Origin of the sequence: Kitasatospora purpeofusca (assembly GCF_042691725.1) — a bacterium.
GTDB lineage: Bacteria > Actinomycetota > Actinomycetes > Streptomycetales > Streptomycetaceae > Kitasatospora > Kitasatospora purpeofusca_B.
Map to the genome: position 1 here is coordinate 6,171,656 of NZ_CP170483.1, position 16,234 is coordinate 6,187,889.

Consider the following 16,234-nt stretch of genomic DNA (forward strand, 5'->3'; position numbering starts at 1 on the left):
GGGGCACCGGAGTGCAACCCGCTCCTCCTCCGGGCATACCGGGTATGACAGAAGCCACACCCGGAGTTCACGTCAGGTCCGTTACACAGGAGTGGTGGCGCCGCACGAAGGCGTAAGGCGACACTGGGGGAGATCACGCACCCGTTGCGCGATCCAACCGCTCGTCCCGGCGCGAGCCACGCGCCGCAGGCGTCCAAGGAGGCATCCGTGCCGCATGTCCTGGTCCTCAACGCGTCGTACGAGCCACTCGGCGTCGTATCGATGCGCCGCGCGCTCATCCTCGTCCTCAACCACAAGGCGGTCAGCCTGGAGGATTCGGGTGTCACTCTGCACAGCGCCACCAGCGCCCTTCCGGCGCCGTCCGTCGTCCGTCTGACCCGCTTCGTCCGGGTCCCGTTCTGCGGGCCCGTCCCGCTCACCCGCCGGGCGCTGTTCGCCCGCGACCACGGCCGTTGCGTCTACTGCGGGGCCGCCGCCACCAGCGTCGACCACGTCATCCCGCGCAGCCGGGGAGGCCAGCACCGGTGGGACAACGTGGTGGCGGCCTGCCGCCGCTGCAACCACACCAAGGCCGACCGCCACCTCACCGAACTCGGCTGGCGCATGAAGCGACCACCGGCGCCGCCGTCCGGACTGGCCTGGCGGATCATCGGCACCGGCATCAAGGATCCGCGCTGGCGGCCCTACCTGGAGCCGTACGGCGGCGGTGACCAGCTACGCGCCCCGCAGTGGGGCGAGTACGAGCACCACGACCGTACCGACGCCGCCCACCCGGTGCCGCTCGGCCGGGCGCACTCCGCCCACTCCGCCCACCCCGCCCCCGCCCGCCGCGGCGAGCAGCCAGAGCCGCTCTCCGCCTGACCTCCGTACCACAAGGGCTTGCCCGTCATATCTCCCGGTACGCCTCATGGGCCGCCGCGCACCCCGTAGTCGGGGAGCGCGGCGGCCCGCCGTCCGGGGCTTGCGTCAGGGCTTCTCCTGCGAGCGCACCGGGGTGCCGCCCGGGTTCGGCGTCGGGCCGGTCGGGGTGCCCGAGGGCGTCGGTACGGCCGGAGGCGTGCTCGGCCCCGGGCCGGCGGCCTGGCCGCCCGACTGCTGGCCACCGCCCGGAGTCCCGCCCGGAGTCCCGCCCGGCGTCCCGGCCGGGGTCCCGCCGGGCGTCGTCGCCGGGGGCTGCGCCGGCGGCGCGGCCGTGCCGGCCGCCGGGGCGGCGGCGTACAGCTCGATGCCCCAGAGCGAGTAGCCGTACTTGGTGGCCCGGGCCACGCCCTGCATCCGCAGGAACCGCGCGTTCGGCGCGTCGAACCGCACCATCTCGTTGCCGCCCGCGCCGTTCTCCACCGTCGCGACGGTGGTCCAGGAACGGCCGTCCGCCGAGGCCTGGAGCTTGTACGACGCGGCGTACGCGGCCTGCCAGTGCAGCACCGCCGAGCCCAGCCGGGTGGCCTCCGGCAGCTCCAGCTGCACCCAGGCGTCGTCGGCCGGCGGCGAGGACCAGCGGCTCTTCGGGTCCTGGTCGGCCACCGCCGAGGCCGGGAAGCCCGCCGTCTCGTCGGCCGAGGAGGTGGCCTGCGCGGTGATCGCCAGGTCCGGCCCGGCGGTCGGCGGCACCACGTGCACCTGGAGCACCTGGCGCACGGTGGTCTGCCCGGCCACGAACACCACCGGCACCTGGTACGTCCCGGACGGCGTCTCCGGCCCGGCGGTGACCAGCAGCGGCACCCCGACCTTCCCGCCGCGCGGCACGCTCACCCCGGTCACCGGCGCCACGGTCAGCCCCTTGGCGACCGCCGGCACCTCGGTGCGCAGCTCCCCGGTGACGCCCTCCGGCCGCCCGGCCTCGACGAGCGCCCGGGCCTGCGCCGGCGCGGCCTCCCCGATCACCGCGTCCACCGAGGGGTCGGCCAGGCTCAGCCGGGCCGCCGGGGCGTCCGCGTACCAGGGGATCACCTGGTTGACCACGGGCGGCTCCCCGCCCGGCTTCCAGGCCAGCCGGAACGCGTCGGCGGGCAGGCCGCCGGCCGACAGCTCGTTCCAGCCCGGCTGTACGGTGCCGATCTCCGTCCAGGAGCCGTCCGGGTGCCGTACCGAGGCGGTGGCCGAGGCCCGTACACCCGGATCGGTGAGGACGGTGAGGCGGTCCAGCGGCCGGGCGGCGCCCAGCTCGACGGTGAGCGGCTCGTCCGAGGCGGTCGGCGCGGTGGCGGCCCGGTAGGCGGTGTCCGGGTTGCCGTCCAGCACCGCGGTGGCCGATGAGCCGGGCAGCGCGGCCGGGCCGCCGGAGACGCTGGCCGGCAGCTCGTCCGGCGCGGTCACCGAGAACTCGCGCACCGCGACCGCGGTCTTCTGCGCGGCGGTGGCCCGCAGCCGGACCGCCCGGACGACCGTCCCGGCGGGCAGCGGCGCGGAGACCGACTTCTGGTTCTTCACCGGGGCCAGCTTCTTCCAGCCGCCCTCGCCGGTGGAATACTCCAGCACGCCCTCGCGGATGTAGTCGTCCAGCGCGCTCTGGCCGTCCGGACCGCTGCCCCAGGAGCCCATCAGCACGGTCACGCTGCCGACCGGGCGCCCGCCGCCGAGGTCCAGGCCGACCGAGTCGCCCGCCTGCGGCGGCGCCGAGCTCCAGTAGAAGGTGTCGGCGACGCCGTCCGCCATCAGCGCCGGCAGGTGGTCGTGCGCGGTGCCCATCGTGGTGGTCGGCGTGATGCCGCCGCCCTGCACGCCGGCCCAGGTGTCGGCGGCCCGCAGCGCCCGCTCCAGGAACGGGCCGAGCACGCCCGCGCCGACCGTCGCCGGGCTCTGGCCGAGCTGCTCGCGCAGCTTGTTCAGCTCCACCCGGGCCTTCCAGGCGGCCCCGCCGTCCCCGCCGCGCTGCGCCAGCAGCATGTCCAGGGCGGCCTGCCCGCCGAGTCCGTAGTCGCGCAGCGGTGCCAGCCAGGGTGCCGCCTCGGCGGCCAGCTCGGCGGTCGCCGGAGCGGCGGCCAGGGCCTGCTGGGCGCCCGCCATCGCCGTGAACGCCGCCCGCAGCGGGGCGGCCGCCTCGATCAGCTTCGCCAGGTCGGGCGCGGTGCCCGAGGTCGGCTCGGCGGTCGCCCAGAACCGGTCCAGCAGCGGCAGCAGATAGCCGGACTCCTGCTTGGTCAGCGGCGAGGAGACGCTGTTGCCGGCCAGCGCGGTGACCGCCGGCAGCGTCTCCCCGGTGGGCGTCGCCGTCGCGCCGGTCGGGCCGGCCAGCGAGCGCAGCGCCGCCTGCCAGGAGTCCTCCGGCTTGTAGTCGCGCGGGTTCCAGGCGAAGTCCCCGGCCGTGGCGAGCGCGATCCGGGAGGCGACCGGCTGCTGCATCGCGCCGGTCAGCATGACGGCCGAACGCGTGGCCACCTCGCTGTCGCGGCCGGTGTAGGCGCCCAGGAAGAGCCGGTCCGGGGTGGCGTCGTTGACCGGGTAGTTGTCCATGGTGACCAGCGGGTGCCGGTACAGGTCCGCGGTGTCGCCGAGCTGAGAGCCGGTGATCCGCTCCGGGATCACCCCGACCCCGCTCCAGGCCACCTGCACGGCCGGCGGCAGCGCGGCGGCCAGCGCCGTCCGGTACGGGGTGGCGCCCTGCTGGTGGTACTCGGTGGGGACGACCGACAGCGGCGCCAGGCCCGGGTTCTTCGCGACCAGCCGGTCCTGCACCTTGGCGGCCAGCTCGGCCTGCGCCTTGGCGGCGGCGGCCGGGCCGGTGCCGTACTTGGCCCGGTCGTCGGAGCAGTGCCACTCGTCGTAGGAGACGTCCAGGAACTGCAGCTGGAACGCGGTGAAGCCGAGCCCGCGCAGGCCGTCGAGCTTGGCGACCAGGGCGTCCGCGTCCTTGCCCGAGCTGTAGCAGAAGGACTGGCCGGGGTCGATCGCGTAGCCGAGCGTGACGTGGTTGCGCCCGGCGCGGGCGGCCAGCGCGCGCAGGTCGTCGGCCTTCGCCTGCGGGTAGGCGTCCCGCCAGCGGGCCGTGCGGTACGGGTCGTCGCCCGGGGCGTAGAGGTAGAGGTTCTGCTTGGAGCGGCCGAGGAAGTCCAGCTGGTCCAGCCGCTGCTGCTGGGTCCACGGGGTGCCGTAGAACGCCTCGGCGGTGCCGCGCACCGGGGCGCCGGCCGGCCAGTCGCGCAGGGTGATCCCGGGCAGGCCGAGGCCCGCCGCGCCCGGCGCCTGGCCCTGCTCGGCCGGGACGGCGGCCAGCAGCTGGCGCAGCGACTGCGCCGCGTAGAAGGTGCCGGCCGCGTCGGCGCCGGCCAGCACGACCGCGCCGTAGCTGCCGCCGCCGGCCACCGGCAGCTGACCGGCCGCCAGCACATAGCCGCCGGCCGGCATTCCGGCCGTGCCCGGGGCCGCGGTGTCCTTGCCGCCGGCCGCGACGGCCAGCTCGCGCAGGACCCGGTCGGTCGCGCCGCCCGCGCCCTCGGCGGGGCCGCCGACGTACACCACCAGCGAGCCGGCGACCGGCGCGGGGGGCTCCGACAGCGGGTTCACGGTGGCCGCCCCGGCGACGCCGAGGACCTCGTGCACCGCGGCGACCGCGCCGTGGTCCGCCTTCGGCGCGGTGACCAGGGTGACGGTGCCCGGCACGGTGACCGGCTTGCCGGCCACGGTCCGCTCCTGCGGGCGGGGGAAGACCTGCGGGTCGCTCACACTGCCGAGCGGGGTCTGCGGGGCGCCGTTCGCGGTGCTCACCACGTCCGCCCCGGGGGTGAACCCGGGCGCCTGCGCGTACGCGGCCGGGCCGCTCACCAGCAGCCCGCCGACCACGGCCGCCGCCGACAGGGTGGCCGCCATCCGGAGGGTGCGCCGGCTCGGCGCCCCGGGGCGGTCGGCCAGCGCGCGCTCGGTCCGGACGGAGCGGAGCAGCGGTCGGGTGCCCTTGAGGTCCGCGATCAGCCGGTCCGCCGTCCGCGGCGCCAGTTGACGGCACGTCCGCGCCGTGGCCCGCCGTGCCGCGAGGGCCGCCGGGTGGTACAGCACCTCGCGCAGCGCCGGACTCTGTTCCAGCTGCTGGCGGAGCCGCCGCCCGGCCACCTCGGACACTCGGGCTTGCACAGGAGCCTCCTCGCCAGGCAGGAACCACATCGCGGCACAGCCCACCAGCTACGTTTCCCGGTGTCAACGCCGTCGACGGGTATGCCGATTTTGTCCGATTTGACCAGGACTTAAGACTCCTTCCGTACGCCCGGTCGGCGTGCGTACCACTCCGCTCGCGCACCTCCCACCCCTTCGGCGGTGTGTGTCGCGCCGGGTCACCGGGCCGTCACCCGGGTAGGACTGTGGCTGTCCTGACTGGGCGTTGCCGAGACATCGCAGGAGCCGCGAGTGGCCGCTTATCTCGACCGTGACGGAGCCGACGGACCGGACGTGCCGACGCAGGACGCGCCGCCGCCCCCGCCCGAGCTGGTGGCGCTGGCGCAGGCCCACGGGGTGGACACCCGGTCCGGCCCCGGGGGCGTGCCGGCCGGCGCCCGCACGCTGGTCGCCGTCCTCGCCGCGCTCGGCGTGGACGCGGCCGCCCCCGACGCCGCCCGCGCGGCGCTCGCCCGGCACCGGGCCGAGCAGCGCGCCCGCCTGCTGCCCCCGACCGTCGTGGCCCGGGCCGGCCGCCGCACCGCGCTCGACCTCCCCGCCGACACCCGGCTCGCCGTCGCCCTGGAGCAGGGCGGCCGCTGGGAGCTCCCGCGCGGCCACGCCCACTGGCTGCCCGCCGACCTCCCGCCCGGCCGGCACACCCTGCACGCCGAACTCCCCGGCCGCACCGCCGCCACCGCCCACCTGATCGTCGCCCCCGCGCGCCTGCCCGCCCTCCCCGGCCGCGGCTGGGGCTTCCTCGCCCAGCTCTACTCCGTCCTCTCCGACCGCTCCTGGGGCATGGGCGACCTCGCCGACCTCGCCGACCTCGCCACCTGGGCGGGCTCCCTGGGCGCCGGCTTCCTCCAGATCAACCCGCTGCATGCCGCCCTGCCCGCCGTCCCCTCCGACCCGTCCCCCTACCGCCCCTCCTCCCGCCGCTTCGCCGACCCGGTCCACCTGCGGGTCGAGGAGGTCACCGAGTACGCCTATCTGACCGGCGGGCCGCGCGCCGAGGTGGACGAGCTGCTGGTCCGCGCCGCCCGGCTGCGCTCCGAGGTGCTGGAGCACGACGGACTCATCGACCGCGACGAGGTCTGGGCCCTCAAGCGCCGCGCCCTGGAGCTGCTGCACACCGAGTACCGGCGCCACGCGGCCCGCCACGGCGCCGTCCGCACCGCCGCCTTCGACGCCTACCGGGCCCGCGAGGGCGAGTGGCTGGAGCGGTACGCGGTGTGGAACGCCCTGGCCGAGCGCCACGGCGCCGACCACCACCACTGGCCGAAGGGCCTGCGCCACCCCGGCTCCCCGCACGTGCGGCACGAGGCCGCCGAGCTCGCCGACCGGGTCGACCTGCACCGCTGGCTGGCCTGGCAGACCGACCGCCAGCTCGGCCGCGCCCAGCAGGCCGCCCGCACCGCCGGGATGCCGGTCGGCCTGGTGCACGACCTCGCGGTCGGCGTCCACCCGGACGGCGCCGACGCCTGGGCGCTCCAGGACGCGCTCGCCGCCGGCATCTCGGTCGGCGCGCCCCCGGACGCCTTCAACGCGCACGGCCAGGACTGGGGCCTGCCGCCCTGGCGCCCGGACGCGCTGGCCGCCGCCGGCTACGCGCCCTTCGCCGAGCTGATCCGCTCCGCCGCCCGGCACGCCGGCGCGCTGCGGATCGACCACGTGATGGGCCTGTTCCGGCTCTGGTGGGTGCCGGCCGGACACGCCCCGACCGAGGGCGTGTACGTCCGCTACGACGCCGAGGCGATGCTCGCCGTGCTCGCCCTGGAGGTGCACCGGGCCGGCGCCGCCGTGGTCGGGGAGGACCTCGGCACCGTGGAGCCGGGGGTCCGCGAGGAGCTGGCGGCGCGCGGGGTGCTCGGCACCTCGGTGCTCTGGTTCGAGCGGGACTGGCAGGCCGGGGGCGGGATCCTGGCGCCGGAGCGGTGGCGGGCGGGCAGCCTCGCCACCCTGACCACGCACGACCTGCCGTCCACCGCCGCCCGGCTCTCCGGTGAGCACGTGGAGCTGCGCCACCGGCTGGGCCTGCTGGCCCGCCCGCTGGGCGAGGAGCAGGCGCAGGCCGCCGCCGAGCTGGCCGACTGGCACGCCGAACTGGTCCGGCTGGGCCTGCTGGGCGCCGACGAGCCGCTGTCGGCCGTCGCGCTGCACCGGTTCCTGGCCGCCACCCCGGCCGGGCTGGTCGGCGTCTGGCTGCCGGACGTGGTCGGCGACCCGCGGCCGCAGAACCTCCCCGGCACCTCGGACCAGTACCCGAACTGGCGCCTGCCGGTCGCCGACGGCTCGGGGACGCCGGTCACCCTGGACGCCCTGGCCGCGGCCCCGGACGCCCGCACCCTCGCCGAGCTGCTGCGCTCCGTGACCGCCCGGCCGGGCACCGCCGGCGGCGGTCCTCCAAAGGCCGACCCCGCCGAGCGCGCCGGCGTAAGTGACGGGTAAGTTGGCACCGTGGACAAGAGGAACGCTTTGCGAGCCGGCGCGGTCACCGCAACGGTCACGCTGATGATGCTGCTGTCGTCGCCCGCCATGGCCCTCACCCGGGACGACGGCGACGACCCGGGTAGCGGCCTGAGCGTCGCCGAGACCCTCGGTCTGTACGTGCTGCTCCCGATCGCGCTCTTCGTGATCATCGGCGGCCTGGCCGCGCTGCCGCTCGGCGGCGGCAAGGACAAGAAGAAGTAGCGCTTCTTCCTCCACCCACGAAGCCCAGCTCAGACCCCGAGGGGCGCCGGACCAGGTCCGGCGCCCCTCGGGCGTCCTCCCCTCCGTGCGGAGAACCCGGAGGGGGGAGGAGACGGGAACGTCAGCGCTCCGCGGCGGCCCGGTCGGCGGCCTGCGCCTTCAGCGCCCGCTCCACACCGGCCCGCGCCTCGACGACCTGGCGCCGCAGCGCCGGCGCCGGGTCGGCCGAGGCCAGCCACGCGTCGGTGGCGTCCAGCGTGGACTGCTCGACCAGCAGCGCCGGGTACAGCCCGACGACGATCTGCTGCGAGATCTCGTGGCTGCGGCTCTCCCAGACGCCCTTCACCGCGGCGAAGTACTTCTCCGCGTACGGCGCGAGCAGCGCGCGCTGGTCGGCCTGCTGGAAGCCGCCGATCACCGAGGCCTGCACGTAGTTGGTCAGCTCGTCCGACTCCACCACGGACGCCCAGGCTGCGGCCTTGGCCTCGATGGTCGGCCGGGCCGCCCGGCAGCTGGCCGCGTGCTCCTGGCCGGCCGCGGTGTTGTCGCGGGCCAGCTCGGCCTCGATCCCGGCCTCGTCGGCCCGGCCGGTCGCGGCGAGCCGGTTCAGCAGGGTCCAGCGCAGCTCGGTGTCCACGGCCAGGCCGGGGATCTCGGCGGTGCCGTCCAGCAGCCCGGCGAGCAGGCCGAGCTGACCGTCGGTCCGGGCGACGCCGGCCAGCGTCCGCGCCCAGGCCAGCTGGTGGTCGCTGCCCGGCTCGGAGGCGCGCAGCGCCTCCTCGGCGGCCTCGGCCCAGCGGGCCAGGCCCTGCTCGCGCCAGGCCGGGTCGGCGTAGGCGTCCAGTGCCAGCTTGACCTGGCGCTGCACCGACTGGACCACGCCGATGTCGCTCTCGCGCGGCAGGCCGGAGAGGGCGAGCGTCAGGTAGTCGCGGGCGGCCAGCTCGCCGTCGCGGGTCATGTCCCAGGCCGAGGCCCAGCACAGCGCGCGCGGCAGCGCGTCGGTGAAGCCGCCGAGGTGCTCGGTGACCACGGCCAGCGAGTCCTCGTCCAGCCGGACCTTGGCGTAGGACAGGTCGTCGTCGTTCAGCAGGATCACGGCCGGGCGGTGGCGGCCGACCAGCTGCGGCACCTCGGTGCGCGGGCCCTCGACGTCCAGCTCGATCCGGTCGGTGCGCACCAGCGCGCCGTCGGTCAGCTCGTACAGGCCGACGGCGATCCGGTGCGGGCGCAGCACGGCCTCGCCCTTGGCGCCGGCCGGGAGCGCCGGGGCGTCCTGCAGCACGGCGAAGGACTCGATCTCGCCGTCGGTGTTCAGGGTCAGCGCGGGCCGCAGCACGTTGATGCCGGCGGTCTCCAGCCAGGCGGCGGACCAGGCCTTGAGGTCGCGGCCGCTGGCCTCCTCCAGCGCGCCGAGCAGGTCGCCGAGCCGGGTGTTGCCCCAGGCGTGGCGCTTGAAGTAGGCGCGCACGCCCTCGAAGAAGGCGTCCTGGCCGACGTAGGCCACCAGCTGCTTGAGCACCGAGGCGCCCTTGGCGTAGGTGATGCCGTCGAAGTTGACCTGGACGTCCTCCAGGTCGTTGATGTCGGCCATGATCGGGTGGGTGGACGGCAGCTGGTCCTGCCGGTACGCCCAGGTCTTCATCTGGTTGGCGAAGGTGGTCCAGGAGTTGGGCCACTGCGAGTCGGCCGCCTCGGCCTGGCAGACCGCCTCGGCGTAGGTGGCGAACGACTCGTTCAGCCAGAGGTCGTTCCACCACTCCATGGTGACGAGGTTGCCGAACCACATGTGGGCCAGCTCGTGCAGGATCGTCGCGGCGCGGGCCTCGTACGCGGCGTCGGTCACCTTGGACCGGAACACGTACTGGTCGCGCAGGGTGACGGCGCCCGCGTTCTCCATCGCGCCGGCGTTGAACTCCGGCACGAACAGCTGGTCGTACTTGGGGAACGGGTAGGGGAAGTCGAACTTCTCCTGGAAGTAGTCGAAGCCCTGCTTGGTGACCTTGAAGATCGCCTCGGCGTCCAGGAACTCGCGCAGCGAGGGCCGGCAGTAGATGCCCAGCGGCACCTTCTGCTCGCCGTTCTCGTAGGCGTCGAAGACCCCGACGTAGGGGCCCGCGATGAGCGCGGTGATGTACGAGGAGATCCGGCCGGTCGGGGCGAAGCGCCAGACCCGGGTGTCGCCTTCGCCCTCGGGCTCGGGGGTGGGCGAGTTGGAGACCACGCTCCAGCCGGCCGGCGCGGTCACGGTGAAGGTGAACGCGGCCTTGAGGTCGGGCTGCTCGAAGTTGGCGAAGACCCGGCGGGCGTCCGGCACCTCGAACTGGGTGTAGAGGTAGGTCTCGCCGTCGACCGGGTCGACGAACCGGTGCAGGCCCTCGCCCGTGTTGGTGTAGGCGCAGTCGGCGACGACGCGCAGCTCGTTCTCGGCGGCGAGGCCCGGCAGCGCGATCCGGCTGTCGGCGAAGCCGGCGGTGTCGAGCCGCTCGCCGTTGAGGACGATCTCCTCGACGCTCGGGGCGACCAGGTCGATGAAGCTGGTCGCGCCCGGGGTGGTGGCGGTGAACCGGACCACGGTGGTGGACCGGAACGTGCCCCCCTCTCGGGCCGAGCTCAGGTCGAGCTCGATGTCGTACGCGTCCACGTGCAGGAGGTCGGCCCGGGTGCGGGCCTCCTCGCGGGTCAGGTTGGTGCCGGGCACTCGCTGGACTCCTTCGTCGGGCTGATGTCTGGCATCCTGCCATGCCCGCCCGCCCGGTCCGCCGGAATATGCCCGGATACGGGACGGGCGGGACGGCAGGGGCCCGGGGCGCGTCGGAAACGCCCTCGTCCGCCCGTACCGCCCCGCCCGCGGCGCCGTTACTTCTTGACGTACTTGAACACGGGGGAGTCGAAGCTGCCGCGGGAGAACCCGTACAGCGCCCCGTCCGTGTTCAGCACGAACTCGTTGCCGCTCATCCCGATGCTGAAGGTCGAGTTGACGGTGAGGTTGCCGAGCTCGCCCACCGCGCCGTCGGCCGGGGCGAGCGTGACCAGCTTGGCGTCGTTGCCGTAGCCCATGTCCAGGAGGGCCCGGACCTTGCCGTCCTTGTCGGTGCCGGAGACCAGCCGGATCCCGTCCTTGGCCTTGCCGTCGGTCGACCAGAGGCGCTTGCCGGTGTTCAGGTCGTAGGCGTTGACCGCCGGCTTGGTCGGGTTGGTCTGCACGTAGAGGGTGGTGCCGCTGACCACGCTCTGGGTGAAGGCGTCGGCCAGGCCGCTGAGCCGCAGGCTGTCGTAGCCGGGCTCCTTGACGGGCATCTGGGTGCCCGGCTTGTTGGTCTTGTCGAACGGCAGCACGTAGTCGCCGTTCGCGCCGCTGGACATCGACAGCACGAGCGGCTGGTCGGAGAGCACCTTGTCGACCCGCTCGATGCTGCCGGACAGGGTGATCGGCGCGGGCGAGGCGACCTTGCCGGTCTCCGTCTCGACGATCACCAGCTGCGACTTGACGGTGGTGTTGAGGCCGTAGCAGCGGTCGGTGACCACGATCTGCGCGCCGGCGGCGGTGCCGTAGACGCTGCAGTCCTTCTCGCGCGGCTGGAACGCCCAGACCGCGGAGCCGTCGGCGACGTTCACCGCGGCGGCGGTGTTGGCGCCGATGCCGACGACCTTGTCGGTGATGCTCAGGGTGGGGGCGCTCATCTTGCTCTGCCCGACCTTGACGGTCCACGACAGCTTGCCCGTGGTGAGGTCGACGGCGGCGATGGTGGAGCAGTCGCTGTCACCGGTGTTCAGCGCGACCGCGGCGACGTGCTTGGAGTTGGCGCTGTACGAGGCGGTGCAGAACTCCTTGGCACCGGCCGGCACCGGGATGCTCCAGGCCTCCTTGCCGTCCGAGGTGTTGACGGCGCGGATGCCGGTCGTGTCGGCGCGCACCGCGACCTTCTCGGCGCCCCAGATGGCGAGCAGCCGGGTGGTGCCGCTGACCGAGCTGGCCGGCTTGTCGGCCGCCCAGGCCATGTTGTAGGCGCCGGCCTTGCCGCCGCCGCCCGTGCCGCCCGTGGTTCCGGTGCCGCCGGTGGTGCCGCCGCTGGTCGACGGCGGCGTGCTGGTGCTGCTGCTGACGTCCGGCGAGGTCCCGCCGGTGACCGCGCCGGTGGTGCCGCCGGAGGCGGCCGGCGGGTCGTCCTTCTTCTTGTCGTCGGTGAACAGCACGACCAGCCCGGCGACGATGGCGATCGCCAGCACACCGCCGATGATGCCGCCCCAGACCATCACGGGGTTGCGCTGCTTGGGCGGGACGGGCACCGGGGCGCCGGGGTAGCCGTAGCCGCCCTGCTGCGGGTAGCCGTACCCGGCCCCGCCGTCGGCGGGCGGCGGGGCGGGGTAGCCGTACGGCGGCTGGCCGGCGGCGGGGGCCCCGAACTGCGGCTGGCCGGGTGCCGGGTCGTACGGGCCGACCGGCGCGGCCGGCGCCGGTCCCTGCGCGGGGAAGGCGGGGGCGGTGGGCGGGTAGGCGTACCCGCCCGCCGCGGCGGCCGGCGGGGCCGGCGGTGCGGCGGGCGGTGCGGCCGGGGCCGGCGGCGCGGCCTGACCGGGGACCGCCGCCCCGTCGAGCTGTGTCTGCTGGTCCGCCACGGCCGCCGGGTCGACGCCGCCCGGCTTGCGTCCGAGCGAGACGCCCCGGTTGTCCGGACCGTCGCCGGGAGCTTCGCCAGCTCCCGCCATCGGGTGATCCCCTGCCATCTGATGCCCCGTCATGTCTGGAAGCGTCCCGGGCTCGGTGCACATCGGTGACCGGCGGGACGGGTGAGATTGGGCACCATCGTACGGGGGGGCGATTTTCGGACGGGCGGCGGAACCCCGGACCCCGGCCGTCCCCGGGTCGACCTGGGCCGATGTCAACCTCCGGACAGCCCCTCCGACCTGGCCCGCGACCCGCCGCGCCCCCTCCACGGAGCCCGGCCCCGTCCACCGTCCCTCCCCCGTCCCTCCGCCGCGCCCGCACCTCCCGCCAGGCCCTAGGCTTCAGGACTTGAAAGGGGACGCCCGGCGGAGGGGTCCCCGCGCCCTTGGGAGGGTGGATCATGTCGACGGACACTCCGGGCTCGCAGTCCTCGCTGCACCGGGCCAACCTGGAGCGGGTGCTCCGGGCGGTGCGGATGGCCGGCTCGCTGACCCAGGCCGAGATCGCCCGCGGTACCGGCCTCTCGGCGGCCACCGTGTCCAACATCGTCCGGGAACTGAAGGAGAGCGGCACCGTCGTGGTGGCCGACACCTCCGCCGGTGGCCGGCGCGCCCGCAGTGTCTCGCTCAGCGGGGACGCGGGCATCGTGGTCGGGATCGATTTCGGCCACACCCATCTGAGGGTCGCCGTCGGCAACCTCGCGCACCGGGTGCTCGCCGAGGAGAGCGCCCCGATGGACGTCGACGTCTCCGCCGCGCAGGGCTTCGAGCGGGCCGAGGCCCTGGTCGAGCGGCTGCTCGCGAAGGCCGGCTTCCGGTCCGACAAGGTGATCGGCGTGGGTCTGGGCGTCCCCGGCCCGATCGACGTGGAGACCGGCGCGCTGGGCTCCACCGCGATCCTGCCGGGCTGGACCGGCATCGCCCCCGGCCGCGAGCTGGCCGAGCGGCTCGGCATGCCGGTCCACGTCGACAACGACGCCAACCTCGGCGCGCTCGGTGAGCTGGTGTGGGGCGCCGGCCGGGGCCTGAACGACCTCGCCTACATCAAGGTGGCCAGCGGCGTCGGCGCCGGCCTGGTGGTCAACGGGCAGATCTACCGGGGGCCGGGCGGCACCGCGGGCGAGATCGGCCACATCACCCTGGACGAGGCCGGCCCGGTCTGCCGCTGCGGCAACCGGGGCTGCCTGGAGACCTTCGTCGGCTCCCGCTACCTCCTGAACCTGCTCACCCCCACCCTCGGCACCGGGCTCACCCTGCCCCGGGTGGTGGAGCTGGCCCAGGAGGGCGACCTCGGCTGCCGCCGGGTGATCGCGGACGCCGGCCGGCAGATCGGCACCGGCGTGGCCACCCTGTGCAACCTGCTCAACCCGCGCCGGGTGATCCTCGGCGGGGACCTCGCCGACGCCGGCGAGCTGGTGCTCGCGCCGATCCGCGACTCGGTGGCCCGCTACGCGATCCCCAGCGCCGCCCGCCAGCTGTCGGTGGTCCCGGGCACCCTGGGCGGCCGCGCCGAGGTCCTGGGCGCGCTCGCGCTGGTGATGAGCGAGGCGGGCGACTCCAGCGCGCTCGCGGTCGCCCGGCCCTGACCGCCGCCACCCGCCCCCGGCCGGGGCCCGTCCGAGCCCCGCGGCCGGGCCCACCGACACGCCGGTTTTCCTCGTTCACTCGAAAGAGTGACCGTCGAGGTGACTGGCGCGTACCGGCCGTCGGTACCGGACGCCCCGCCCGGTGTTCGGTAGGCGGACATTAGACTCGACCGGTCGATACCGGGCAGCGACGCCCGTCGGGCCCCCGCGGTCCGCGAACACTGAACGAGGAGGAACGGGTGGCCCTGCTGACCCGCATTCGGGGACCGCGCGATCTCGACCGGCTCACGCCCGGACAGCTGGCCGCCCTGGCCCAGGAGATCCGGACCTTCCTGGTGACCGAGGTCTCCAAGACGGGCGGCCACCTCGGCCCGAACCTCGGCGTGGTGGAACTCACCATGGCGCTGCACCGGGTCTTCGACTCCCCGCGCGACCGCATCCTCTTCGACACCGGCCACCAGAGCTACGTCCACAAGCTGCTCACCGGCCGCCAGGACTTCTCCGGGCTGCGCACCAAGGGCGGCCTGTCCGGCTACCCGTCGCGCGCCGAGTCCGAGCACGACGTGATCGAGAACTCGCACGCCTCCACCGTGCTGTCCTACGCCGACGGCCTGGCCAAGGCCAACCAGCTGCTCGGGAAGAACGACCCCGTGGTGGCCGTGATCGGCGACGGCGCGCTGACCGGCGGCATGGCCTGGGAGGCGCTCAACAACATCGCCGACGCCAAGGACCGCCCGGTCGTCATCGTCGTCAACGACAACGAGCGCTCCTACTCGCCCACCATCGGCGGCATGGCCAACCACCTCGCCACCCTGCGCACCACCCAGGGCTACGAGCGCTTCCTGTCCTGGGGCAAGGACGCGCTGCAGCGCACCCCGGTCGTCGGCCAGCAGCTCTTCGAGACCCTGCACGGCGCCAAGAAGGGCCTGAAGGACTTCATCGCCCCGCAGGGCATGTTCGAGGACCTCGGCCTCAAGTACATCGGCCCGATCGACGGCCACGACCTCACCGCCCTGGAGTCCGCGCTCACCAAGGCGCGCGGCTTCGGCGGCCCGGTGATCGTGCACTGCCTCACCGAGAAGGGCCGCGGCTACCACGCCGCCGAGAACAACGACGAGGACCGCTTCCACGCGGTCGGCGTGATCCACCCGGAGACCGGCCTGCCGATCAAGAGCTCCGGCAAGGACTGGACCTCGGTCTTCGCCGAGGAGATGGTCGCGCTCGGCCACGAGCGCGAGGACATCGTCGGCATCACCGCCGCGATGCTCCACCCGGTGGGCCTGGCCCCGTTCGCGGAGGCCTTCCCGGACCGCATCTTCGACGTCGGCATCGCCGAGCAGCACGCCGTCACCAGCGCGGCCGGCCTGGCCACCGGCGGGCTGCACCCGGTCTTCGCGGTCTACGCGACCTTCCTCAACCGCGCCTTCGACCAGGTGCTGATGGACGTCGCCCTGCACAAGCTGGGCGTCACCTTCGTACTGGACCGCTCCGGCGTCACCGGCAGCGACGGCGCCTCGCACAACGGCATGTGGGACATGTCGATCCTCCAGGTCGTCCCCGGCCTGCGGCTCGCCGCCCCGCGTGACGCCGACCAGCTGCGCGCCCAGCTGCGCGAGGCCGTCGAGGTCGAGGACGCCCCGACCGTGGTCCGCTACTCCAAGGGCTCGGTCGGCCCGGCCGTCCCCGCGGTCGGCAAGGTCGGCGGCATGGACCTGCTGCGCACCGACCCGGAGGCCGAGGAGGGCCGCCGGACCGATGTGCTGATCGTCTCGGTCGGCGCGCTCGCCCCGATGTGCCTGGAGGTGGCCGACCTGCTGGCCGCCCAGGGCATCGGCTCGACGGTGGTGGACCCGCGCTGGGTCAAGCCGGTCGACCGGGCGCTGCCGGGCCTGGCCGCCGAGCACCGGGTGGTCGTCACGGTCGAGGACAACGGCCGGGTCGGCGGCGTCGGCGCGGCGGTCGCCCAGGCGCTGCGCGACGCGGACGTGGACCTGCCGCTGCGTGACTTCGGCATCCCGCAGGAGTTCCTGGACCACGCCTCGCGGCCCGAGATCCTCGCCGAGATCGGCCTCACCGCCCCGGACATCGCCCGTCAGGTGACCGCCCTGCTCTCCCGTCTCGACGTGGCCGTGGAGGCCTGAGGGCCTCCGCCCGCCGCCTCGCCCGGGCCGTTGTGTGACAGCCCTGTACCAGTCGCACCG

At 74.9% G+C, this 16,234-nt stretch carries 7 protein-coding genes and 1 pseudogene; 5 read left to right on the plus strand and 3 right to left on the minus strand.

Annotation, left to right across the window (positions count from 1 at the left end; all coding sequences use genetic code 11):
- Nucleotides 1–207: 207 nt before the first annotated feature.
- Nucleotides 208–711, plus strand: a pseudogene (locus tag ACFCLZ_RS26625) (HNH endonuclease); the annotation flags it as partial.
- Between the two features lie 255 nt (nt 712–966).
- Here the strand turns inward: ACFCLZ_RS26625 and ACFCLZ_RS26630 are convergent.
- Complete coding sequence (locus ACFCLZ_RS26630) at nt 967–5,067, minus strand: beta-N-acetylglucosaminidase domain-containing protein (RefSeq protein ID WP_380279963.1); 4,101 nt, start codon at nt 5,065–5,067, stop codon at nt 967–969.
- A gap of 312 nt (nt 5,068–5,379) precedes the next feature.
- On the opposite strand from ACFCLZ_RS26630, the gene malQ reads away from it, so the two are divergent.
- Both malQ and ACFCLZ_RS26640 read left to right on the plus strand, forming a co-directional pair.
- The gene (gene malQ, locus ACFCLZ_RS26635; protein WP_380286292.1) at nt 5,380–7,536 is read left to right on the plus strand and encodes a 4-alpha-glucanotransferase; all 2,157 of its coding nucleotides are present in this window, start codon (nt 5,380–5,382) and stop codon (nt 7,534–7,536) included.
- Nucleotides 7,537–7,545: 9 nt separating this feature from the next.
- Nucleotides 7,546–7,779 (plus strand): hypothetical protein, encoded by a 234-nt coding sequence (locus ACFCLZ_RS26640; protein WP_376088270.1) that lies wholly within the window; start codon nt 7,546–7,548, stop codon nt 7,777–7,779.
- Between the two features lie 121 nt (nt 7,780–7,900).
- Here the strand turns inward: ACFCLZ_RS26640 and pepN are convergent, their stop codons facing one another.
- Both pepN and ACFCLZ_RS26650 read right to left on the minus strand, forming a co-directional pair.
- Nucleotides 7,901–10,480 (minus strand): aminopeptidase N, encoded by a 2,580-nt coding sequence (gene pepN, locus ACFCLZ_RS26645; protein ID WP_380279965.1) that lies wholly within the window; start codon nt 10,478–10,480, stop codon nt 7,901–7,903.
- 158 nt (nt 10,481–10,638) lie between these two features.
- Nucleotides 10,639–12,489, minus strand: a complete 1,851-nt coding sequence (locus ACFCLZ_RS26650; RefSeq protein ID WP_380279967.1) for a PQQ-binding-like beta-propeller repeat protein — start codon at nt 12,487–12,489, stop codon at nt 10,639–10,641.
- Nucleotides 12,490–12,848: 359 nt separating this feature from the next.
- Between ACFCLZ_RS26650 and ACFCLZ_RS26655 the strand changes: the two genes are divergently transcribed.
- Together ACFCLZ_RS26655 and dxs are read left to right on the plus strand one after the other, a co-directional pair.
- Nucleotides 12,849–14,033 (plus strand): ROK family protein, encoded by a 1,185-nt coding sequence (locus tag ACFCLZ_RS26655; RefSeq protein ID WP_380279969.1) that lies wholly within the window; start codon nt 12,849–12,851, stop codon nt 14,031–14,033.
- A gap of 239 nt (nt 14,034–14,272) precedes the next feature.
- On the plus strand, nt 14,273–16,174 hold the full coding sequence (gene dxs / locus ACFCLZ_RS26660; RefSeq protein WP_380279971.1) for a 1-deoxy-D-xylulose-5-phosphate synthase: 1,902 nt from the start codon (nt 14,273–14,275) through the stop codon (nt 16,172–16,174).
- Nucleotides 16,175–16,234: the final 60 nt, after the last annotated feature.